This is a genomic window from Marisediminitalea sp., from assembly GCF_984433645.1.
Genome location: NZ_CFIDRX010000064.1, coordinates 1 through 22,612, shown reverse-complemented (window position 1 = coordinate 22,612; position 22,612 = coordinate 1). Strand labels below are relative to the sequence as shown.

Here is a 22,612-nt window from a genome sequence, read left to right as displayed (position 1 = left end):
GCGGAAATCCTGTCTACTCACCCGGCACCACAAACCCGTATCGACAACCTGCAAGCCAACATGGATGCCGCTATGCGGGATTACACAGCGAGTCAGAAAAAAGCCAGTTGCCAATAACCGTTCGTAGTTATAATTGCAGATACAAAAAATCCCGGCCTGTGCCGGGATTTTTTTCATAACGAAAAAGCTTATTTGCTTTCTTCCTGTTCTTCGTTTTCTTTGTACAGGTGAACATCCATTTGCGGGAATGGAATTGAAATACCTTCCTGGTCAAAGCGCAGTTTAACGTTCTCAGTGAACGACCACATAACGCCCCAGAAGTCTTCTTTTTTCACCCATGGGCGAACAATAAAGTTGACACTGGAATCGCCCAATGACGACACAGCAACAACAGGCGCAGGCTCAGGCAAAATACGCTCGTCTTCTTTAACCATTTGCTCAAGAAGGTTTTTCGCTTTTAACAGGTCATCGCCATAGCCTATACCAAAAGTCATATCAACACGACGCGTATCCATGGCTGAATAGTTAACGATGTTGTCGCCGTAGATTTTACCGTTTGGCACGATAATCTCTTTGTTATCAGGTGTATTCATCGTTGAAGTAAAGATACCAATTTTCTTCACTACACCTGCTGTACCGCCAGCCTCGATAAAGTCGCCTGAGCGGAACGGCTTAAAGACTAACAACATAACGCCGGCAGCAAAGTTTTTCAGCGAGTCCTGAAGTGATAAACCAATCGCCAGACCTGCCGCACCTAAAATAGCGACCAATGAAGTGGTATCAACACCTAACTGATCCAATGATGCAACAATGACGAACAGCATCAATATGGCATTCAGAATCGACTTTAAAAAATCCACCAGCATAGGGTCGTACTTCGATTTCGACATAATCTTGCCAATCATCGAAATAATTACACCCACTACCATACGACCCAGTACGAAAATCACTATCGCCATCGCGATGTTGATTCCCCATGGGATCGCGTAGGTATTTACGTACATTTCAATATCTTCTTGAGTAAACATGTTCCAATCCGTGTTTGTTGTATTGAGCCATTAAGTTAACAGCGAAGTAACGGGGTTAGCAACTAAATAAACCTGTCAAATACCCTTAATGATACTGTCACACCCAAAATTTAAACTTAAGACCAATAAAAAATAGCGCTAAGCCAAGTGGCTGAAAGGATAGAGAAATTTTTTTGACTTCATTTTTTAGGCATTTTTAGCTGGAATTTTCACCTGTTTCGCTCTATATTTTTGTGCGCTGCAATAAGACGATGTCTGTTGCAGAAACCACAAAAGGTATTGTGGCGTATTCAGTAGTATTGGTTGGTATGCTTTTTAACAGCATCTACTTGAGTAGTATGCAGTGACTGCCAACAACTAAGGTAGATTTTTTAAGGAATAGAAAATGTTACTACTCAGTTTATTATTTACAATCGTGTTGATGATTTTTGGTTATGCGCTTACCAGTGACAAAGGCAAACATACCGTTCATGCCCGTCGCTCAAAATCAATGGCCACAGGCCAGGGGCAAGCAATAAATACTTTTGCCTCCAAATAGCATACCTCAGGGCTGCTCCGGCCTTTCCGGAGCCCTTCTTATTGAAACAACCACTAACCCACAGTTACACTACGCGTCATTCCTTTTGTAGTTGAGTTTGATATGCGTATCCCTCGTCTTTTTCATCCAGACACCATTAACGTTGACGAAGAGCTTGTCCTTAGCAGCGAAGCAACCCACCACGTTGCCAATGTATTGCGTTTAAAAGCCGGCCACCCCGTCGTTATTTTTAACGGCGATGGCAGTGAATACACTGCGACCATCATAGTCGCCGAACGGCGCCAGGTAATTGTAGAGATTGACGCAAAGCTCACGTTGGATCCTCAGTCTCCACTGCCCATCCACCTTGGTCAGGGTGTGTCGAAAGGCGATCGCATGGATATCGTATTGCAAAAAGCAACGGAACTTGGCGTAACACACATAACGCCTCTGATAACGGAACGTTGTGCAGTAAAGCTCGATGAGAAGCGCTGGGAAAAGAAGCAGCAGCAATGGCAAAAGATCATCCAGGGTGCCTGTGAACAAAGCGGCCGGAATACACTCCCCATACTCAACCCGCCACGTTCTCTGGCCAGTTGGCTGGCGGAGTCAACGACGCAAACCCGATTAGTCCTGTCGCCCGGCAGTCAGCAGAAATTATCTCAGCTTACTGCAAACAGCCAGGGATTCAGGCTACTCATTGGTCCGGAGGGCGGGTTGTCTGAATCCGAAGTCCATCAGGCCGAAGAAACAGGCTTCACCGGATGTTCCCTAGGTCCTCGTATATTGCGCACAGAAACTGCCGCGCTTGCCAGCGTCTCGGTGCTGCAAGCCACATTTGGCGATCTGTAATACCGTTTAAACCGGACTTTTCCAACCTGAGCGCTTGATTCCTGGTGAATCATCTCCATTATGGAGTTATCACCTGTTATGAGAGCGCACTATGACCTACACCGTTGGCGTGGTAATGGATCCCATTGCCAAAATCAAACCTGAAAAAGACACCAGTTTTGCCATGATGCTGGAAGCCCAGCGCCGTGGTGCAACGCTTGTTTACTTTGAACTCAGCGACCTTTATATCGATAACGGTGCGCCAAAAGGTATCGGTCAACAGGTTACGGTTCGCGACCAGGACAAAGACTTCTACACACTGGGTGAAACAACCACCTACGCGTTAGGTGATATCGACGTGCTATTGATGCGCAAAGATCCGCCTTTCGACAGCGAGTTTTTATACGCGACCCATATTTTATCACTGGCAGAACGCGATGGGGCGCTGGTTGTTAACCGTCCGCAAAGCCTGCGCGACTTTAACGAAAAGCTATTTACATCGTACTTCCCATCGTTGATCCCGGACACCCTGGTTACCCGCAACAGCAAATTGGTGCGTGAATTCCATGCCAAACACAAAGACGTGATTTGTAAGCCGTTGGACGGCATGGGTGGCGCTTCTATATTTCGTGTAAAAGAAGACGGCACAAACCTGGGTGTGATCATTGAAACACTGACAGCAAACGGTCAGCGCCAAATGATGGTTCAAAAGTACCTGCCGGAAATAAAAGACGGCGACAAGCGCGTATTAATTGTTAACGGCGAGGTAATGCCCTATTGTTTGGCGCGCCTGCCATCAGCCGGCGAAACCCGTGGAAATCTGGCTGCAGGAGGAACAGGTCGCCCTCAACCCATCAGTGACAGCGACAGACGTCTGGCAGAAACCATCGCGCCGGTATTAATCGAGAAAGGCTTGATTTTTGTTGGTCTGGACGTGATTGGCGACCGCATTACTGAAATAAATGTCACCAGTCCAACCTGCGTCAGAGAAATAGAACGTGCCTACGATATTAATATTATGGCCGCCCTGTTTGATGCCATTGAAGCAAAATTGGCACAATGAGCCATACTGAGTAGTAGTGGAGCAGCGAGGTAATACGATGACTGAATTAAAAAGTCTGGCAAATCACTTCTTGATTGCCATGCCATCCATGGAAGATCCGTTTTTCGCCCGCAGTTTAACCTATATATGCGAGCACAATGACGAAGGCGCCATGGGCCTGGTTGTTAACCACCCTACCAACATGACCCTGCGCGAACTGTTGGAACAAGCCGAAAAAGGTGCGGAAATCGATGACGAAAAGGGGCAGCAAATCGTGCTGTCTGGCGGTCCGGTTAGTCAGGAACGGGGGTTTATCCTGCATTCGCCACAACCTGGCTGGAGCTCCAGTTTATCGCTGACCCCCGAAATCATGGTGACTACGTCAAAAGATATTCTCAGTGCCCTGGGCAATCATCGCGGACCCGACCAGGCTATCATTACGCTGGGTTATGCCGGCTGGAGCGAAGGGCAGTTGGAAGAAGAAATTCAAAACAACGCCTGGCTCACCATTGAGGCGGATCCAGCAATATTGTTCAATACCCCTATTCACAAACGCTGGGAAGCAGCGGTTCAACAACTGGGCGTGGATGTTTGGCAATTGGCCCCTCAGGTCGGTCATGCCTGAACTAGGAAGCCGAACCGTACTTGCATTTGATTTTGGCACCACCAGCATTGGCGTAGCTGTTGGTCAGGAAGTGACCGGCACCGCATCACCGCTGGAGGCGTTAAAAGCCCGGGACGGTATTCCGGACTGGACTCTGGTTGGTAAGCTGTTTGAAGAATGGCAACCTCATCTGGTGGTCGTAGGTTTGCCACTTAATATGGATGGTACCTCCCAGTTAATGACCCAACGGGCAGAAAAGTTTGCAAACCGCCTGCACGGCAGATTCAACAAACCGGTAACCACCTGGGACGAACGCTTGAGTACTGCCGATGCAAAAGCCGCATTGTTTGAGTTAGGCGGCTATAAAAAGCTTACAAAGGGCAAGGTCGACAGCGTGTCTGCGTGCCTAATCTTTTCCAGTTGGTACGAAAACCAGTTCGTCTGATCCTCACTCTCATTTTGAGACTAGACACCAAGCACTAGCAAAATAAGACCTTTGAGCAATAGTCTTCTCCACCGGCTTTTTGCAGTATGGATAAAAAACCATCTGCTCAAAGTTGGGGGACACAATGCCTAAATTATTGGACCTGATAGAAAAACTACTGCTGATATTAATTATGCTGGCCACTCTGGTAGCGGTTGGCGCCGAAATTATGCATATGGTCCGCTACCAAAAAGTAGAGCTGTCTGATCTGCTGTTGCTGTTTATTTATGCCGAGGTAATGGGCATGCTCGCGGCTTACTATAATAGCAATCGAATCCCCGTCACCCTGCCATTAATCATAGCCATGACAGCGCTAAGCCGAATGATCATTTTACAAAGCAAAGAACTCGATAAAATCGTGTTGATTTACGAATCGGGCAGTATTTTACTGCTCAGCATTGCCGCTTTGATCATGAGTATGAAAGACCGCGTAAGCCTGGAAAAACTCAAGCAGCGCGGCACCCCATAAGCATGCTAATCGGAGGTGGGCGTCGCATCGTCTGTTAATTAAGCCTTTTGAACTCAGGGCCTGTTTGAGCATATATCTCCCCTAGTACAGGCCGCTATCTGGATGCGGCCCTGGCAAGCACTGAGACTCGGTCTGTAATGTAGAGACAATACGGTGAGCAGGTATTTGTTTGCGCTGGTTTTGTAATGCGATGTTATGAAAATGCAATTACCGGGGCTTTTGTAGCCAAACCACAAAACTAGCTTTGTTTTAAGCGAATGAGATCTTCGTGAAGCCGGTTTGCAATGCGTTTGAATGTTTTACGCCAGGCAACATTTTGGGCCATGCGTGAGGCACTATCAACCTGCAAGTTGGGGTCCCCCTTAACAATTAGCATATTGCCTGGGTTGAGCTCCATGCCATCTTCAATCACCGCCAGTAATTCACCAGTTTTTGAATTAGCCACCACCGCTTGAAACGTAATTGACCCAAGGCCATTGCGTTGACCCCTTAATGCTACCGTATCGCGGTTGGCATCCTGGTAGCGACGCTGATACGGCATAAAGTTCATTAGCCTGAATTCTATCGCCATTACATTTTCGCCGCCTTGATTGGTTGGTTCTAGTCCGCTTTTTTGCGCAAAGGTTAGCTGGGCAAAATCATCAAAGAACTGACAAATTTTGTCCATCTCATCCCAGGTAGAGGCATTCCAGCTGTTCGTCAACTGATTGTCAGCGCCCTCATCGATGGTTAATTTATCAAACTGCGTAGGAAAAAATATAACCTTATCGTACTGGCTAAAGTCAGCTTGTGGGTCTATGACAAAGCGATCGAATCGGGTGCCCTGCATTTGCTGTAGGTTTGAGTCGGGGACCGCAGTAAACTCGGGGATGGGCTGTTCGGTTACAGAACAGGCAGTCAAAACAGCAAGGCTCAGCACGGTGGTGAATAGTTTCATATTTTCCTGCCTCTTCCATTACACATGTATTGTGCAACTATTGAGCGAATTAATCTTTTAAATTAAGTTAGCGCTTTGACTAATTGGCTTCAAGCGTATTTCTCTGAAACGAATTACAAAATTTCACAAGTGTTTTATTAAATAATGTCTGCTTGCCAAAACGGAGGTGAGCAAGCTGAAAATCAGGATCCCCCCCTTCTTACACCTTCAGAAAGTCCTCTTCAGGACTGCAACATTACTTCACGATGAATAGCCTGAACAGGCAACATCATTGAAAGCTGGCTCCTTGGGCTTGATGCTGCGTGGAACATAGCGATTTGCATTGAAGTTTGTTTTTCGGACTTAAAACGGTTAATACTAACAATAACTTAAGATATTCAATGGACTGATATGAAACTTTCGATGCCAAAAAAAATAGTGCGTGGGATAGTCATTCTTGTTGGGGTCACATTAACCCTATATGTGTCTTTACGGATAATCGCTTATATTCAAAGCCCCGCCCAAACATCCGTCGGTTCCACTTTTTCCTATTTGGGCAATAGTGTTAATTACGTTTGCCAAGGTGAAGGGGAACCTGTCGTCTTTTTTGAAACCGGTTTCGGCTCAGATTCTGAAGAAACATGGTCTGGCGTGCTTTCAGAATTGCCTGCCTCTTTTACCAGCAGCTACTACGACAGGCTAGGCTATGGTAGCAGCGATGATGTCCCTACTGATTTTACAACAGAGGACAAGTCACGGCTGCAGGAGGCATTGATATCGCATATCGCCAACGAGCGCCAGGTCATACTTGTGGCCCACTCATATGGTGGCGTTATTGCCAGAAGAACGATGTCCAGAGATCAACTTAATTTGCATTCGGTTATTTTTCTAGACTCAGCCCATGAAAATCAACATGGGCTTCTTCGTGGAAAGTTAGAACCGATCCCATCATCAGCAGTCACACAGGCTTATGCAAACGCAATCTTCGGACTGTCTGACATCCGCAATCTTTTCGTCGACTTCGAGTCTGAGTTGTCTGAGCGTTTAGCTAACTACTATGGAAGCTTGAGATGGGCACACGTGCTTTCGTCCTACACGAGTGAAAAGGGCTTTTTCACGCCATTGGCGTCACTCAATTATGATTTCGGCAAACTGAAATTGGTTGTGTTAACACATGATGATCAGGCTTATATCAATAACAAGCGCTTTTACGAGATAGGGCCTCAATGGCTTCAAATGCAGCAAAGCATCGCCAGCCTGTCTGATAACGCTGAATTAATCGTCGCCGAAGGCGCTACGCATAATATTCCGGGCGACAGACCAGACCTTATCATTCAACACATTTTGCAGGCGGTGGAGGGTAATTAAAATGGCTGCCATCAAACGTGAATACCAATCAATCTATGCTGCAGACACTTACGCACTGTTACGAGGCTGCTGACACTGCCAGCATAAATGAAAAGCGGGCTCCTGGGGTTCGTTACAGCTACTGCATACCCATTCACCTTCGTCACTGTCTGACGACAGCTCATTCAGCACCTTTTTAGCCATTGTCAGGTCGTCTTTGTCCATCAGCCACAACTCCGGCTGCGTGTCCTGAATAGGAAGATCGCCGGCTGCACCACTGATAAACTGATTGCGGATCAAACACCCGATACCCTGCGCTTGCAGGGCATCGTAGTATTGTTGAATGGTAAAAGCGCTATCGCTTTGGCAGAGTCTGATCATTAGTCCATGTCGATTGAAACGCCTGACAACGAACCAAGGCCGTCGCCATTGCTGCTATTGGCATCCAACTTAATCATCAAACGCAGGTCGTTTGGCGAGTCTGCATGGTGTAACGCCTGATCCATGGTTATCCTGCCTGCTTTGTACAAGTCGAACAACGCCATATCAAAGGTTTGCATGCCTTGTTCACGGCCTTTCTCCATGGCCTCTTTCAGGCCGCCCATTTCATTGCGCTGAATCAGATCGCGAATAAGCGGTGAATTCAGCAGAATTTCAATAGCGGCAACCCGCCCCTTTCCGTCCACCGTTGGTACTAATTGCTGAGCAACGATGGCGCGTATGTTCAGGCTTAAATCAAAACGCAATTTGTCGTGAGCGTCCTTGGGTGCCAAATGCATGATACGTTCAATGGCCTGGTTGGCGTTGTTGGCGTGCAGTGTTGCTACACACAAGTGACCGGTATCGGCAAATGACATGGCATATTCCATGGTTTCCATGGAGCGGATTTCACCAATCAGAATTACGTCAGGCGCCTGTCGCAATGAACTTTTCAGCGCGTCGTCAAACGACTGGGTATCAATCCCCACTTCACGTTGCGTGACCACGCAATTTTTGTGTTCGTGAACAAATTCAATGGGATCTTCAATAGTCAGAATATGCCCGTGTGAATGGGTATTGCGATGACCCATTAATGCTGCGAGCGAGGTTGATTTACCGGTACCAGTTCCCCCAACAAATAACACCAGGCCGCGCTTAGCCATAATGATGTCTTTGAGTACCGGCGGCAGACCCAAATCATCTGCATTGGGGATTTGTGTCACAATGCGACGTACTACCATCCCCGCCTGATCACGTTGCCAGAACGCACTACAACGAAATCGCCCTACACCATCGCGTGCAATAGCAAAGTTGCACTCTTTGGTATCGTGAAAGGTCTTATGCTGATCGTCGTTCATTGCCGCATGCACTAAGTCCAGTGCACCCTGTTCAGACAGCGCCTGGTCGGTTAGCGGGGTCAGCTTGCCGTTGATTTTTGCGCTCACGGCAAAACCGGCGGTCACGAACAAATCCGACGCGCCTTTGTCGACCATCATTTGTAAAAATTGATCCAACATGGTTTGACTCCCTAAAAACCAGGTCGTTGCTTGTCGACCATTTTCGCCATTGCATCCTGCTGTGTTATCACACCGGTCGCAACCAGGCGCTGCAAACACTGATCCATGGTTTGCATACCGTGGGATTGACCCGTTTGAATCACCGAGTACATTTGCGGCACTTTGTCTTCGCGGATCAGGTTGCGAATGGCAGGTATTCCCACCATGATTTCGTGTGCTGCAACACGACCACCACCGACTTTCTTCAACAGAGTTTGCGAAATCACGGCGCGCAATGACTCGGACAACATCGAACGCACCATGGCTTTTTCTTCAGCCGGGAACACATCAATAATACGGTCGATGGTTTTCGGTGCAGAGTTGGTGTGCAAAGTGCCGAATACCAGGTGACCGGTTTCTGCCGCAGAGATAGCAAGGCGAATGGTTTCCAGGTCTCGTAATTCACCCACCAGAATCACATCGGGGTCTTCACGAAGCGCTGAGCGCAACGCGTTGGAAAAACTGTGTGTGTCGCGGTGCACTTCACGCTGGTTCAATACGCTTAGCTTGTTATCGTGCACGAATTCGATTGGATCTTCGATGGTGAGAATATGCTCGCGCTTGTGAGTATTGATGTGGTCAATCATGGCGGCCAGAGTGGTACTTTTACCCGAGCCAGTTGCGCCCGTGACCAGCACAATACCGGTTGGCTGATTGATGATCTCTTTGAAAATAGGCGGTGCGCCGAGGTCATCCAGTGTCAGTACTTTACTCGGAATGGTACGCAACACAGCGGCTGCGCCACGATTCTGTACAAAGGCATTCACCCGGAACCGCGATAAGTCTTTTACCTCAAACGAGAAGTCTGTTTCGAGGTTTTCTTCGTATTCCTTGCGTTGCTTATCGTTCATGATTTCGTAAATTAATGCATGAACCTGTTTGTGATCCAACGGATCCACATTCAGTCTTCGCATTTCGCCATCGACACGAATTATCGGCGGCAATCCGGCCGATAAGTGCAGATCCGATGCGTTATTCTTTACACTGAAAGCTAAAAGTTCGGTAATATCCACAACCTGGTTTCTCCCAACCACTAGATGAGTTCGTTAATGCAAACAATAGCAGATCGCCTGACAAACGCACGCCAAGAAATTGAACACGCCATTGCTAATGCACATCGTCCTGCTCATTGTGTCCGATTGCTGGCAGTAAGCAAGACCAAACCCGTATCAGATATCACTGCAGCGTATGAAGCCGGACAACGGCAATTCGGTGAAAACTATATTCAGGAAGGTGTCAGTAAAATTGAGCAATTAAAAACGCTGACAGACATTGAATGGCACATGATTGGCCCCATACAATCTAATAAGACTAAATTGGTGGCCGAGCATTTTGACTGGGTACAATCGGTAGACCGGCTCAAAATTGCCAAACGGCTTAACGAGCAGCGCCCGGCAGATATGCCGCCGCTAAACGTTTGCATTCAGTTAAATCTGGAACAAGAGGCCACTAAGTCCGGTATTTTACCGGCAGAATTACCCGACATCGTCGAAGCCATTAGTGGCATGCCAAATTTGCGCTTGCGTGGCCTTATGGCCATACCGGCTGCCAACGTCAGTGAATCACAACAACGTGACACACTGAGTCAGTTACATGCCTTGTATGCGCAATTGCAAGCCACTACAGAGGGTATCGATACCTTGTCGGTAGGGATGAGCAACGACATGGCGCTGGCGATAGCACATGGTTCAACCATGGTCAGAATCGGCACAGCCATTTTTGGCTCGCGCAGCTAGTCGGCCGCATCCATAATTTAACTTCAACAGAATTGTCAGGAGACGCATGCAACATCGTAAACTCGCCTTCATTGGTGCAGGCAACATGACTCGCAGTATCATTGCAGGACTGGTCGCATCAGGCTACCCAGCCGATCACATTATGGCCAGCAACCGCTCGCGCCCGAAGCTCGACGCGCTGGCTGCCGATTACGGTATCCAGGTCACTCAATCGAACGGAGTAGCCTGTGAGTTCGCCGACGCGATTGTGCTGTCAGTAAAGCCACAAATGATGGAAGACGTATGTGCCGCGTTGCAACAGGATACGGATTTATCCGGCAAGCTTTATATCTCGATTGCGGCCGGCTTGCCGGTTGAGCGCCTGCAACAAATGCTCGGCGCTGAATACCCGGTGGTACGCGTCATGCCTAACACGCCGAGTTTGTTGGGACAGGGTATGTCTGGTCTGTACGCAGACTCGTCGGTAAATGACGACGACAGAAACTACGTCGACGGCGTGATGTCAGCTGTTGGCAAAACGCTTTGGGTGACGGAAGAAGACGGCATTAACGGTGTCATCGCAGCAGCGGGCAGTAGCCCGGCGTATTTCTTCTTGTTCCTGCAAGCCATGCAGGAAGAGAGTATGCGTATGGGCTTTAGCGAAGACGACGCCAGACTACTCGTGCAGCAAGCCATGCTGGGTGCAGCTCAGATGGTATGCGAAAATCCGGATTTGATGCTAAGTGAATTACGTGCACAGGTCACGTCTAAAGGCGGCACCACGGCTGCCGCTATTCAGTCATTCATCGATAGCGATATTTCCGGTATTGTGTCAAAAGCAATGCAATCGGCGGTAGCCCGTGCCGACGAAATGGCCAAATCTCTTTAATTGACAGGAACGCAACATGAACGCAACGGTGTTTTTGATCAGCACTATTTTTAATTTGTACCTGATGGTGGTGTTACTGCGATTTTGGTTGCAGCTCAGCAAAGCTGACTTCTACAACCCAATGAGTCAATTCGTGGTAAAAGCCACACACCCTATCATTGGCCCCATGCGAAGAGTTATACCGTCTATTGGTGCAATAGATGTTGCCACCCTGGTGTTAGCATTGATTGTTGCAATGGGTAAGTACCTGGCACTGAGTTTACTGCTGGGCGGCAACATCAATCCCATTGGCATGATCATTATCGGCGCGCTGTCAGTACTAAAAGAATTCCTGACACTGGTATTCTGGGTACTCATTTTGCGAGCAATACTGAGTTGGGTGTCACAAGGTAGTAGCCCGGTAGAGTATGTATTACAACAGTTAACCGAGCCATTCCTGGCCCCAATCCGACGCATCCTGCCCCCAATGGGCGGCCTGGATCTATCGGTGTTAGTGGCAATTATTGGCCTCAAGTTCATCGAACTGTTGCTGGCCGACTTCTTACCCTATTACTAGAGAGGTCATTCATGCTAAGTCGAATGGGTCGTCACATCGGATTATGGCTTTGCCTGGCCACCGCACTGGTGTCTTTTGGCTCGGCCGCCGAGCAGAAAATGCAGCTAGGCGAATGGGATGTGCATTACATTGTGGTTAACTCTACATTCTTCAGCCCTGAAATCGCGCGGGAATACGGTATTGTGCGCAGTAAGTACAATGCATTAGTGAATATTTCGGTACTCGAAACCGACACCCAAAAAGCGCAGATTGTTGGCATTGAAGGGAGCGCAACCAACTTATTGGGCACGGAAAAAGCGCTGACCTTTAAACGCGTTCAGGAAGGCGAAGCCATCTATTACCTGGCGGTATTGCCCTTTCGCGATCAGGAAACATACCGGTTTGCGATTCGCATCCAACGCGGAAATGACAGTCAGACACTGAAGTTTCAGCAAAAAATGTACGTCGATTAAATCAACGATGCCAAACGTAAATAGGGGTGCCGATACTGAACAAAATCGCACCCATTTATTGTGACTGCCCGCTGCTCAGAAAATCCCAGACGACTCAACAACCGGCTTTTCGGCCTGCTAACCGGTAACACAATCAGCATACTCCCATCACCCAATTCCTTCAGAGCATGTGCAAGCACTCGTCTAATCAACGATAAGCCTGCGCCCATGGCTTGTCTGTGTACAACCAAGACAAACTCACGTTCGCTATCAAGTTCCTGGCACCCACCCCAGCCAATAAACGCATTGTCCCGTTCGATTCGCCAGGTGCCATATCCGTGTTGTTGCCAGTGTAATAGCGACTGCGCAATCCACTGCTGAACAAATTCTACTGAAAACGAGCCCGCCGCTGTGGCAAGCGGTAAGTGCCGACGAATAGACGCATCATTGAGCAAACGATAGACATCATCTGTGTCCTGGGCTGAAAATTTACGAAAGGTCAGGTTCATTGGTGCTCCATTGGCAATAACCCAATAGACCGGAGTAGTAGTGCATTCATTCCCAAGTAGCATACTTTTTCGGGTCGTACGTGACTATAGTATTTACAAGCCATTAACACGCCAGCACGGAAGCACACTATGAAAAAAACACTGATTGTGGTTTGTACTCTGTTTACCTTTGGGGCAACGGCAGGCACAGAGGACTCCGGCAACGAACTCAGCTATGAACACTTTGTTCACAGCGATAAACCCATCAAGTGTTTGTATGGCTATGCGGCCGAAAAAGTAGGTGATCACGATGCTGCCATTGCCATATTTGAAGACTGTATCGCACGATGGGAAAGTGTGTATGCCATGATCTGGCTGGCGCAAATTTACGATACCGGTATCGGCGTCCCGCAGAACTTGGAAAAAGCAGCCGCCTTGCTTAAACGCGGCGCGCATACCCAAGATGAGGCCGGCTATTCTTCTCTTGCTAAGTATCACTACGGCATTCTTTTGCTCGAAGGTCGTGGCGTTCCTGTCAATAAACAAGCCGGCATTGAGTGGCTACAACGCGCTGCTGACGAGGGTGTCGACGAAGCAAAAGACTACTTACAATCTATGCCTTAAACCTCAAACGCTATAAACCGCATTATTTTCGCTATAAAGCGGGTTTGTCGTTCGCGCTAATTTTTCTATACTGCCTGACGTTAAATACAAATAATAACGAGGGTGGAATCCACTTTGAAAACGCTAACGACAACATTTTTGCTCGGTCTGACTGCCAGTCTGACGCTCACCGCGTGTAGTCAGACTACGCCAGCAGACACGGCCCCCGCCTCCCCAACCCTGTCACTGGAACGTATTTATCAGGACAGAGAATTCAAAAGCGAGCGCGCGCCTTACTTCAGATGGCTCGATGACGGAACGGGCTACACCGTTTTGGAAGCACGAGATAAAGATAATACTGACACTGAGAACGGTGTTACTGGCAATGACATCGTATTTTATCAGCCCGATGGTGAAGGCAGAAAAGTACTGGTAACCGTAGAACAGTTAACGCCCGCTGGTACTCAGGAAGCGCTAAGTATTGAAGACTATAAATGGTCTTCTGACGGTAACTGGGCACTGATTTTCACCAACGGACAAAAAGTCTGGCGCCACCGTACCCGGGGCGATTACTGGGTGTTAAACCTAAAAACGAACAAGCTGTACCAACTGGGTGGTGAACAGCCGCCTGCCACCAGTCTGATGTTCGCTAAATTCAGTCCCGACAGCCAGAAAGTAGCGTATGTCAGAGACAACAATATATATGTGGAAACGCTCGGTAATCCAGCGGTAACCGCGTTAACCACTGACGGTAGCGATACCATCATTAACGGCAACTTCGATTGGGTATACGAAGAAGAATTCAGCATTACTGACGGTTTCCGCTGGAGCCCGGACAGCCAGAACATTGCCTACTGGCAGTTGGACGCGTCTGGGGTGAAATACTTCACCATGATCAACAACACCGATTCACTGTACCCTACGCTCACACAATTCCCTTACCCAAAAGCCGGTGAGCAGAACTCGGCGGTAAAAGTGGGCGTTGTCACGTTAGCGACCCAACAAACCCAATGGGCTGAACTCCCCGGTGATAACCGCGATCGCTACGTGCCGCGCATTAGCTGGGCAGGCACCAGTGAAGCACTGCTGATTCAGGATGTAAACCGCCCGCAAAACACCAACACTCTGCGTTTATTTAACTGGAAAACGAATACGCTGAAGACCATTTACACCGACAAAGACGATGCCTTTTTAGAATGGTATTACGCTGCGGAGTGGGAAGAAGATGGCAGCCACTTTATCTGGCACAGTGAACGGGATGGCTGGCGTCACCTTTACCGTATATCCCGAGACGGCAGCGACATTGTTGATCTCACACCAGGAGACTACGACATTGTCGATTTGATCACGCTGAACGAAGCCACTAACAGTTTTTACTTTACCGCAGCACCTGAGCATCCTGAGCAGCGCTTCCTGTTCAAAGGGTCATTGGATGGCAGTCAGCCTGTAGCGCGTGTGACACCCGCCTCATTTGCAGGGAACAACAGCTATTACATGTCAAAAGATGCCAGCTATGCCATGCATACACACAGCCGGTTTAATCAACCGCCGGCCAGTCAAATCATCAGGACCGACGGCCATGCAACGATCACTCAGCTCACCACAAACGATGCGTTAAACGCGCAACTGGCCAACGAAATATTGCCCTCGCACGAATTCTTCTCGGTTGAAGCCCGCGATGGCGTAGAGCTTGATGGCTGGATCATGTTCCCTGCTGATATGGACCCCAACAAAAAATATCCGATCATCTTTTATGTTTACGGCGAGCCATGGGGCTCAACGGTACAGGACAGATGGGGCGGAAACAGTTATTTGTGGAACAGCATGATGACCCAAAAAGGCTTTATCATGGCGTCGGTAGATAACCGCGGTACTCGCGCTCCCAAAGGCCGTGACTGGCGTAAATCCATCTACAAAAAAATTGGGAGTGTAACCGTTCGCGACCAGGCCGATGCACTGGACGCAATGGCAGCACGCTGGTCGCAAATCGACACCAGCCGCGTCGGTGTGTGGGGACATTCAGGTGGCGGTAGCTCCACGTTGAATCTGTTGTTCAGACACGGTGATAAGTTCCACGTTGGCGTTGCTCAGGCACCGGTTGCTGACATTCGTTACTACGATACCATTTATCAGGAACGCTACTCCGGCAACCCGAATACCGATCCGGACAGCTATACGCAAACCTCGCCTGTCACCTTCGCCAAAGACTTGCAGGGCAACCTGTTACTGGTACACGGCACGGGCGACGACAACGTGCACTATCAGGGGACTGAAGCCCTGATCAACGAGTTAGTTGAGCACAACAAACAATTCGAATTTATGTCTTATCCGAATAGAAGCCACAGTATTCGCGAAGGCAAAGGCACTACCTTGCATTTGCAAACCATGAAAACGAATTACTTTTTGGAACACCTTAAGCCATAAACAGGCGCCGGTACCCAAAAACAAAACAGGCCGCTTGTAGCGGCCTGTTTTTTTACCTGGGCTTATTGTTCTACGCTTGCTCTTCACGCAGGAAGACCAACTCGGTTTCCGTGCTCTGTTCTTCACTGAAATAATAACCGGCAGTGTCAAATGCCTTTAAGCCTGCAACGTCTTCCACTTTGTTCTGCAGAATGTAACGAGCCATCAGACCACGTGCTTTCTTAGCAAAAAAGCTGATAATTTTGTACTGGCCGTTTTTCTTGTCTTTAAATACCGGGGTAATAATCATGCCGTCCACTTGCTTGGGCTTAACCGATTTAAAATATTCGTTGGAAGCAAGGTTCACCAACACGTTGTCACCTTGCGCAGCCAGTGCTTTATTTATTTCGGTAGTGACTGTGTCACCCCAGTACTCATACAAATTTTTACCGCGGGAATTAGCCAGCTTGGTGCCCATTTCCAGACGATAGGCCTGCATCAGATCCAATGGACGCAATACGCCATAAAGGCCTGACAAAATGCGTAAATGTTGTTGCGCATAGGCGATATCATCTTCTGACAGAGATTGTGCATCCAGCCCCGTATACACATCACCATTAAAGGCAAACAGCGCCTGACGGGCGTTGTCGGGGGTGAAAGGTGTACTGAATTCAGCAAAACGGTTGGCATTCAGGGTCGCCAGTTTGTCGCTGATTTTCATCAGTGACGACAAATCGGCCGGTGTCAGCGCCTTACACTCTTGCGCCAGCGTGTCCGCATCGCCCAGCAACGACGGCTGGGTATACTCAGATACCGGTACCTGAGTGTCAAAATCGAGATTTTTCGCAGGGGATACTACAACTAACATGATAACTCCTTAGATTTGCTGCAAAGTATATCACTGTTGTGGCGATTTTTGGGGCGGTAAAACCGATTGAACGGTTCAACTTTTCCGGTTAACGAAAACCGTACGGCGATTGTTAAAAATTGACATATCTGACCGCCGCCAAAGAGGTTAAACAATCCCTCAGATTGTTATACACTAATCGGCAAACACACCATTATAAGTCAACGATGACGCCCTACAGTAGGCTATTACAGGCGTTAGCACTGTAAAGTTGATTACTGCATTATCACATTCAGGATTAAGAACATCATGAGCAATCAGTTAGCATCACTTCGTAAAATTACTACCGTTGTTGCCGACACGGGCGACATTGAAGCCATTAAAAAATACCAGCCAGTCGACGCAACGACTAACCCGTCACTACTGCTTAAAGCTGCAGGTATGCCGCAGTACGCCAGTCTGATTGATGACGCAGTGGCATGGGCCGCAGAACAGTCAAGCGATCCGGCACAGCAACTAACCGACGCAGCAGACAAGCTGGCCGTGTCGATTGGTAAAGAAATCTCTGCCACTATCCCGGGCCGCATCTCTACTGAAGTCGACGCGCGTTTGTCCTTCGACACCGAAGCCACCATTGCCAAAGCTGAGCGTTTGGTTCAGTTGTACGCTGACGCTGGCATCGACAAGTCGCGCATCCTTATCAAGATCGCGTCGACCTGGGAAGGGATCAAAGCTGCAGAAGTACTGGAAAAGCAAGGCGTGAACTGTAACCTGACACTGCTATTCAGCTTTGCCCAGGCCCGTGCCTGCGCCGAAGCCGGCGTTTTCCTGATTTCACCGTTTGTTGGCCGTATTCTTGACTGGTACAAGAAGAGCACTGGCAAAGACAGCTACGAAGCCAGCGAAGATCCAGGCGTGGTCTCAGTAACCAATATCTATAACTTCTACAAAGCCAACGGCTATAACACCATTGTCATGGGCGCGAGCTTCCGTAACACCGGTGAAATTCTGGAACTGGCAGGCTGTGACCGTCTGACAATCAGCCCTAACCTGCTGGAAGAACTGGCAAACACCGACGGAGAAGTAGAAGCCAAGCTGGTAGATAACGGTGCCACTGAAGCGCCAGGCGAACGTCTGGATGAGTCAGGTTTCCGCTGGGAAATGAACGAAGATGCCATGGCAACAGAAAAGCTGGCAGAAGGTATTCGCAACTTTGCCGCTGATCAGGACAAGCTGGAAACAATGTTGAAAGACAAGCTTGCTAATTTGTAATACAATATTAACATTGTTTCACACTTTATCGATTCAAAGGAACAGAGTATGACAACCCTTACTCAATCAGCCCCATGGCAAACACTATCGAGCCTGGCTGAGTCAGTAAAAAGCGCGCACATGCGTGACTGGTTTGCCGACGATGCACAACGTGCAGAACGTCTGCAGGCCAGCGCTTGTGGCATCTTTCTAGACTATTCGAAAAACCGTGTTACCGACGATGTACTAACTGCATTATTTGATTTGGCAGGCGCACAAGGCGTCGACGCGCAGAAAGCCGCCATGTTTAACGGTGAGATCATCAATACCACTGAAGGTCGCGCCGTACTGCATACCGCACTGCGTAATTTCTCAGGTAATCCGGTTATGGTTGACGGCAAAGACGTCATGCCAGAAGTCCTGGCTACACTGGATAAAATCCAGGCGTTTACGCACAGCATTCATTCTGGTGAGCACAAAGGTTACACAGGTAAAGCCATTAAACATATTGTGGCAATCGGTATTGGCGGCTCGTTCCTGGGCCCGAAGATCATGACCGAAGCACTGAAGCCGTATCGCACTGATGCCGTTAAGGTGCACTTTGTTGCAAACGTGGATGGCTGCCACATTCACGATGTGCTGAGTGAGCGTGACCACGAAGACACTCTGATTGTCATGTCTTCCAAGTCATTCTCTACTCAGGAAACACTGCAAAACACGCTGACTGCAAAAGCCTGGTTCCTGAAACAAGGCGGTACGCAGGAAGACATTGCCAAGCACTTCGTTGCGGTTTCATCCAACGTAAAAGCTGCCACTGAGTTTGGTATTGCCGAAGAAAACATCTTCCCTATGTGGGACTGGGTAGGCGGCCGTTATTCATTGTGGTCTGCTATCGGATTACCTATTTCTCTGGCGCTGGGCTTTGATAATTTCAAAGGCCTGCTCGAAGGTGCATATGCTATGGACGAGCACTTCAAAACCGCGCCCAAAGAGCAGAATCTGCCAGTCTTACTGGCCGTTTTAGGTGTATGGTATCGCAACTTTTTCGATGCCCAGTCTCAGGTATTGCTGCCTTACTATCACTACCTGCGCGGCTTACCTGCCTATGTGCAGCAGTTGGACATGGAAAGCAACGGTAAGTTGGTAACACAAGCCGGCGAAGCCATTGACTATGAAACAGGCCCTATTATCTGGGGTAGTGAAGGCACCAATGGTCAGCACAGTTTCCACCAGTTAATCCACCAGGGCCATGGCGTTATTCCGGTAGACTTCCTGATGCCACTGAACGTGCCTAACCAGGACGATACCCACCACGCCATGCTGGCATCTAACTGCTTTGGTCAGGCGCAGGCACTGATGCAGGGTAAAACCTTTGAAGACTGCTATGCAGACCTCAATGGCAAAGGCCTGGATGATGCCGAACAGACGCGTCTTGCCCAGCACAAAACCATGCCGGGAAATAAGCCAAGCAACACGATTTTGTTCGAAAAACTGGATCCGTTCACACTTGGCGCGTTGGTTGCAATGTATGAACATAAGGTGTTCGTACAAGGTGTTATCTGGCAGCTTAATTCCTTCGACCAATGGGGTGTGGAATTAGGAAAAGTTCTGGGAAATCAAGTGTTAGCAGGTATCCAGGGGGATGCAGACAGCGCAGACTTTGATAGCTCTACCCAGCAACTGATCAATCGCTTCAAACAGGCCAATGCACCAAAATAAACATTACTGGTCCAACTTGTACCAATAATGTGCAATTCATCCGGTTACCAGCCTTCACTTACGGGTAACCGGATACACTGAACACCACGGAATTGTCATCACAGCGTCATAAATTGTTAATTAAAAGTAAACAAAAGTATTTTAATTTAGCGATAGCTGTGGTACAAAAATTGTCAGGGGTCAAAAAAGACACACTGACAGTGTAGTTAGCGGTAATAACAAGGAGATCTCCGTGGATACTTCAGATCTATTTGCAATGCTTGATATAGACAGTTCTACTAAAACCAAAAGTAAAAAACGTAAGTGGAGAGAAATAGAAGCAATTAAAGACAGGTATCAGCTTGAGAAAGAATTGGCCGATATCGATATGAGTTTCGACCTTGCCTTAGAGGACAGCGCTCGCTAAATACCAGACAGCCACACGGTAAAAACCCTGTGGCTGTTTTGCTTTTAGTGCTTAGTTAGCCATTACACTTGCCAGTTTACGGGCGTTTTGCCTTGTTGACTAAGCAGTGTGTTGGTTTGACTGAAATGGCGACATCCCAGAAACCCCCGATGCGCAGACAGCGGAGACGGGTGTGGTGCATTCAATACGTAATGTTTTTGCGTGTCGATGTTCTGACCTTTTTTCTGGGCATGGCTTCCCCAAAGCAAAAAGACAACACCGTGTTGGGTATCGTTGACCGATTTAATCACAGCGTCGGTAAACGTCTCCCAGCCCCATTTCGCATGACTGTGCGCTTTGCCCTGCTCTACTGTTAGCACGGTATTGAGTAACAGTACGCCCTGCTCTGCCCACGCGGTCAAGTTACCGTGTTCAGGAATTTGAAAACCCTCAATGTCCTGCGCTAACTCTTTGTATATGTTCACCAGGGAAGGTGGCGTCTTCACACCGGACTGAACAGAAAAACACAAACCGTGCGCCTGTCCCGGACCGTGATAAGGATCCTGACCAAGAATGACGACCTTCACATTATCTAAAGGCGTCAGTGTAAATGCGTTAAATACTTCAGAAGCTGGCGGATAAATGGCTTTACCCGCCGCACGTTCAGCATCAATACGGGCCATTAGTTGCTGAAAGAAATCAGCGCGTTTTGCCGGCCCGAGTACCTCTTGCCACGCTGGCATTATTCGCCTTTTAACAGCGCAAACATATGCGCTTTCAACGCCTCATAGTCCGCAGGCAGTTCAGCTTCTAAACTTTCTTTGTTAGCGCAATCGGCAAGCGGTTGAGGCAGGCTTAGCGGCGTGCCCAGTACATTTTCAACCGTTTCACGGAATTTCGCAGGGTGTGCAGTACCCAGGAAAACACCGATTTCACCCGGCTCCAGGTCGTGACTCACTGCACGGTAAGCAATTGCTGCGTGCGGTTCGCTGGTATAGCCTTCCTTAAGCAACTGACGCATAGCTAACTGCGTGTATTCTTCGTCTACCGACTCACCGCGAATAACGCTTTTATCCAGATACCCGCGTTCAATCAGTGCTTCGATACGCGGCCAGTTGTTTGGCTGACTCACATCCATGGCGTTCGACATGGTCGCTACGGTTGCATTAGGTGCCCACTCACCGGTTTTCAGGTAACGCGGCACAGTGTCGTTCAGGTTAGTCGCAGCAATAAAGCGCTTAATAGGCAGACCCATGGTCTTGGCAATCATACCAGCAGTCAGGTTACCAAAATTTCCGCTTGGTACTGAAAATACCACCTGGTCGCGTTTTTCAGCAGGTAACTGTGCAACCGCCTCAAAGTAGTAACACACCTGCGCCAACAGACGGCTGATGTTAATTGAGTTTGCAGAGTTCAGGTGCAAACCTTCACGCACATCCGGATCGTCAAACGACTGCTTGACCAGCGCCTGACACGCATCAAAATCACTTTCAATGGCCACAGTATGAATATTGTCGCCAAGGGTGGTGAACAGCTTTTGCTGTAGTGGACTGATTTTGCCTTTCGGGAACAAAATCACTACGTTGATATTGTCCAGACCGTGGAAAGCATGTGCTACTGCAGCACCTGTGTCACCCGATGTGGCCGTTAATATTGTGATAGGGTTGCCGTCACTGATACGCGACAAGCACTGCGCCATAAAGCGGCCACCAAAATCTTTAAACGCCAGCGTTGGGCCGTGGAACAATTCCAGGCTGTAGACATTGTCAGTTACCTGAGCAACCGGTGCAGGGAAAGTAAACGCCGTGTTCACAATCTCAGCGACCATGTCCTCGCCTAGCTCGCTACCGATAAGTGACGACAGGATCTTAATTGAACGTTCTGCAAACGGCAGAGCCAGTAAGCCATCGATATCGTCTAACGCAGGAATTTCTGTTGGGAAAAACAATCCTTGATTGCGACCCAGGCCCTGCTTAACTGCTTGCGCAAATGACACCTGTTCACTTGCGTCTTTCAAATTTACCAATTGCACTGTAACTCTACCTTACTCTTGTTCCTGCTGAGAACCTGCACCCTGTGCAGGAATACGACACACGTGGCTAAAGCCATCTTCGTTCTGAATGTAATGTTCACTCAACCAGTTCGAAATATCATTGGCTTTGCGATAATCATCGCACACGGCAAATACCGTTGGGCCCGAACCAGAAATACCAAACGCCAGTGCGCCATTGCCCATACTATACGCGCGGGCTTCGTCAAATACCGGCAGCAGTGATTTGCGATAAGGCTCGGCAATCACATCCTGCATAACACTGGCAGCCAGCGCATAATCATCGTTGTATAACGCGTGTACGAAAATGCCCAGTTGACGCCCAAAGGTCAGGGTATCTGCCATAGGGACATCTTTAGGCAGAATATTACGCGCTGCAGATGTCGATACGCTGATACCAGAATAGCACACTACCCAATACCAGCTTTTCACTACCGGTAATGAGACAGTTACCTGGTCCTGCTGACCCGTCATTAACGTCATGCCTCCCAGATAACAAGGC

Annotated in this window: 26 protein-coding genes; 16 read left to right on the top strand and 10 right to left on the bottom strand. The window is 48.5% G+C overall.

What is annotated here, in order from left to right:
- Window positions 1–188: 188 nt before the first annotated feature.
- The gene (locus AC4MRN_RS10150; protein ID WP_073323370.1) at window positions 189–1,028 is read right to left on the bottom strand and encodes a mechanosensitive ion channel family protein; all 840 of its coding nucleotides are present in this window, start codon (window positions 1,026–1,028) and stop codon (window positions 189–191) included.
- 385 nt (window positions 1,029–1,413) lie between these two features.
- On the opposite strand from AC4MRN_RS10150, the gene AC4MRN_RS10145 reads away from it, so the two are divergent.
- From AC4MRN_RS10145 to AC4MRN_RS10120, 6 genes are all read left to right on the top strand, one after another.
- Entirely contained in the window at window positions 1,414–1,566 is a 153-nt protein-coding gene (locus AC4MRN_RS10145) for a hypothetical protein (protein WP_370241087.1), read from the top strand.
- Window positions 1,567–1,668: 102 nt separating this feature from the next.
- Window positions 1,669–2,397 carry a 16S rRNA (uracil(1498)-N(3))-methyltransferase gene (locus AC4MRN_RS10140; RefSeq protein ID WP_370241089.1) on the top strand — a complete coding sequence of 243 codons (729 nt, stop codon included), beginning with the start codon at window positions 1,669–1,671 and terminating at the stop codon, window positions 2,395–2,397.
- 91 nt (window positions 2,398–2,488) lie between these two features.
- Window positions 2,489–3,439: a glutathione synthase gene (gene gshB, locus AC4MRN_RS10135; RefSeq protein ID WP_155013992.1), complete on the top strand. Its 951-nt coding sequence runs from the start codon at window positions 2,489–2,491 to the stop codon at window positions 3,437–3,439.
- 37 nt (window positions 3,440–3,476) lie between these two features.
- Window positions 3,477–4,043 carry a YqgE/AlgH family protein gene (locus tag AC4MRN_RS10130; protein ID WP_073323376.1) on the top strand — a complete coding sequence of 189 codons (567 nt, stop codon included), beginning with the start codon at window positions 3,477–3,479 and terminating at the stop codon, window positions 4,041–4,043.
- On the top strand, window positions 4,036–4,467 hold the full coding sequence (ruvX, locus tag AC4MRN_RS10125; protein WP_370241093.1) for a Holliday junction resolvase RuvX: 432 nt from the start codon (window positions 4,036–4,038) through the stop codon (window positions 4,465–4,467). Before AC4MRN_RS10130 ends, ruvX begins: the two co-directional genes overlap by 8 nt.
- Window positions 4,468–4,591: 124 nt before the next feature.
- On the top strand, window positions 4,592–4,975 hold the full coding sequence (locus AC4MRN_RS10120) for a phosphate-starvation-inducible PsiE family protein (RefSeq protein WP_073323380.1): 384 nt from the start codon (window positions 4,592–4,594) through the stop codon (window positions 4,973–4,975).
- Window positions 4,976–5,213: 238 nt separating this feature from the next.
- On the opposite strand, the gene AC4MRN_RS10115 is transcribed toward AC4MRN_RS10120, so the two are convergent.
- A complete protein-coding gene (locus AC4MRN_RS10115) occupies window positions 5,214–5,912 on the bottom strand; it encodes a DUF3313 family protein (RefSeq protein ID WP_073323382.1) in 699 nt (232 codons plus the stop codon).
- Between the two features lie 390 nt (window positions 5,913–6,302).
- Here AC4MRN_RS10115 and AC4MRN_RS10110 point away from each other — a divergent pair, with 390 nt between their 5' ends.
- The gene (locus tag AC4MRN_RS10110; protein WP_491203199.1) at window positions 6,303–7,259 is read left to right on the top strand and encodes an alpha/beta fold hydrolase; all 957 of its coding nucleotides are present in this window, start codon (window positions 6,303–6,305) and stop codon (window positions 7,257–7,259) included.
- Between the two features lie 48 nt (window positions 7,260–7,307).
- On the opposite strand, the gene AC4MRN_RS10105 is transcribed toward AC4MRN_RS10110, so the two are convergent.
- The 3 genes from AC4MRN_RS10105 to AC4MRN_RS10095 are packed head-to-tail and all read right to left on the bottom strand — an operon-like array spanning window position 7,308 to window position 9,786.
- A complete protein-coding gene (locus AC4MRN_RS10105) occupies window positions 7,308–7,619 on the bottom strand; it encodes a putative signal transducing protein (RefSeq protein WP_155013990.1) in 312 nt (103 codons plus the stop codon).
- Window positions 7,619–8,734, bottom strand: coding sequence for a PilT/PilU family type 4a pilus ATPase (locus AC4MRN_RS10100; protein WP_491203198.1), 1,116 nt, complete (start codon window positions 8,732–8,734; stop codon window positions 7,619–7,621). Before AC4MRN_RS10100 ends, AC4MRN_RS10105 begins: the two co-directional genes overlap by 1 nt.
- Window positions 8,735–8,745: 11 nt before the next feature.
- Window positions 8,746–9,786 (bottom strand): type IV pilus twitching motility protein PilT, encoded by a 1,041-nt coding sequence (locus tag AC4MRN_RS10095; RefSeq protein ID WP_073323896.1) that lies wholly within the window; start codon window positions 9,784–9,786, stop codon window positions 8,746–8,748.
- Window positions 9,787–9,822: 36 nt separating this feature from the next.
- Here AC4MRN_RS10095 and AC4MRN_RS10090 point away from each other — a divergent pair, with 36 nt between their 5' ends.
- Genes AC4MRN_RS10090 through AC4MRN_RS10075 form a run of 4 tightly spaced genes read left to right on the top strand, consistent with a single transcriptional unit; the run spans window position 9,823 to window position 12,385 of the window.
- Window positions 9,823–10,509 (top strand): YggS family pyridoxal phosphate-dependent enzyme, encoded by a 687-nt coding sequence (locus AC4MRN_RS10090; RefSeq protein ID WP_490711928.1) that lies wholly within the window; start codon window positions 9,823–9,825, stop codon window positions 10,507–10,509.
- Between the two features lie 46 nt (window positions 10,510–10,555).
- Window positions 10,556–11,377 (top strand): pyrroline-5-carboxylate reductase, encoded by an 822-nt coding sequence (gene proC, locus AC4MRN_RS10085; protein WP_491203197.1) that lies wholly within the window; start codon window positions 10,556–10,558, stop codon window positions 11,375–11,377.
- 16 nt (window positions 11,378–11,393) lie between these two features.
- Window positions 11,394–11,933 (top strand): YggT family protein, encoded by a 540-nt coding sequence (locus AC4MRN_RS10080; RefSeq protein ID WP_073323390.1) that lies wholly within the window; start codon window positions 11,394–11,396, stop codon window positions 11,931–11,933.
- Window positions 11,934–11,944: 11 nt separating this feature from the next.
- A complete protein-coding gene (locus AC4MRN_RS10075) occupies window positions 11,945–12,385 on the top strand; it encodes a DUF4426 domain-containing protein (protein WP_491203196.1) in 441 nt (146 codons plus the stop codon).
- On the opposite strand, the gene AC4MRN_RS10070 is transcribed toward AC4MRN_RS10075, so the two are convergent.
- Window positions 12,382–12,873: a GNAT family N-acetyltransferase gene (locus AC4MRN_RS10070; protein WP_491203195.1), complete on the bottom strand. Its 492-nt coding sequence runs from the start codon at window positions 12,871–12,873 to the stop codon at window positions 12,382–12,384. The two genes, AC4MRN_RS10075 and AC4MRN_RS10070, sit on opposite strands and share 4 nt — an antisense overlap.
- Before the next feature lie 129 nt (window positions 12,874–13,002).
- On the opposite strand from AC4MRN_RS10070, the gene AC4MRN_RS10065 reads away from it, so the two are divergent.
- Together AC4MRN_RS10065 and AC4MRN_RS10060 are read left to right on the top strand one after the other, a co-directional pair.
- Window positions 13,003–13,476 carry a tetratricopeptide repeat protein gene (locus AC4MRN_RS10065; protein WP_073323396.1) on the top strand — a complete coding sequence of 158 codons (474 nt, stop codon included), beginning with the start codon at window positions 13,003–13,005 and terminating at the stop codon, window positions 13,474–13,476.
- Window positions 13,477–13,590: 114 nt separating this feature from the next.
- Window positions 13,591–15,879, top strand: coding sequence for a S9 family peptidase (locus tag AC4MRN_RS10060; protein ID WP_491203194.1), 2,289 nt, complete (start codon window positions 13,591–13,593; stop codon window positions 15,877–15,879).
- Window positions 15,880–15,949: 70 nt separating this feature from the next.
- On the opposite strand, the gene yaaA is transcribed toward AC4MRN_RS10060, so the two are convergent.
- Window positions 15,950–16,726, bottom strand: a complete 777-nt coding sequence (gene yaaA / locus AC4MRN_RS10055; RefSeq protein WP_073323398.1) for a peroxide stress protein YaaA — start codon at window positions 16,724–16,726, stop codon at window positions 15,950–15,952.
- 288 nt (window positions 16,727–17,014) lie between these two features.
- Here yaaA and tal point away from each other — a divergent pair, with 288 nt between their 5' ends.
- The 3 genes from tal (at window position 17,015) to AC4MRN_RS10040 (ending at window position 20,081) form a co-directional block, all read left to right on the top strand.
- Entirely contained in the window at window positions 17,015–17,977 is a 963-nt protein-coding gene (gene tal / locus AC4MRN_RS10050; RefSeq protein WP_073323400.1) for a transaldolase, read from the top strand.
- A gap of 48 nt (window positions 17,978–18,025) precedes the next feature.
- Entirely contained in the window at window positions 18,026–19,675 is a 1,650-nt protein-coding gene (gene pgi, locus AC4MRN_RS10045) for a glucose-6-phosphate isomerase (RefSeq protein ID WP_491203193.1), read from the top strand.
- A 232-nt stretch (window positions 19,676–19,907) separates the two neighbouring features.
- Window positions 19,908–20,081 (top strand): DUF3545 family protein, encoded by a 174-nt coding sequence (locus tag AC4MRN_RS10040; RefSeq protein ID WP_073323405.1) that lies wholly within the window; start codon window positions 19,908–19,910, stop codon window positions 20,079–20,081.
- Window positions 20,082–20,143: 62 nt separating this feature from the next.
- Here AC4MRN_RS10040 and ung read toward each other — a convergent pair whose 3' ends face one another.
- The 3 genes from ung to AC4MRN_RS10025 all read right to left on the bottom strand — a co-directional run.
- The gene (gene ung / locus AC4MRN_RS10035; protein WP_491203192.1) at window positions 20,144–20,803 is read right to left on the bottom strand and encodes a uracil-DNA glycosylase; all 660 of its coding nucleotides are present in this window, start codon (window positions 20,801–20,803) and stop codon (window positions 20,144–20,146) included.
- Window positions 20,803–22,092, bottom strand: coding sequence for a threonine synthase (thrC, locus tag AC4MRN_RS10030; RefSeq protein WP_073323409.1), 1,290 nt, complete (start codon window positions 22,090–22,092; stop codon window positions 20,803–20,805). Before thrC ends, ung begins: the two co-directional genes overlap by 1 nt.
- A gap of 12 nt (window positions 22,093–22,104) precedes the next feature.
- Window positions 22,105–22,612, bottom strand: a 508-nt coding sequence (locus tag AC4MRN_RS10025; protein ID WP_491203191.1) for a homoserine kinase, incomplete at its 5' end; no start/stop codon positions are given.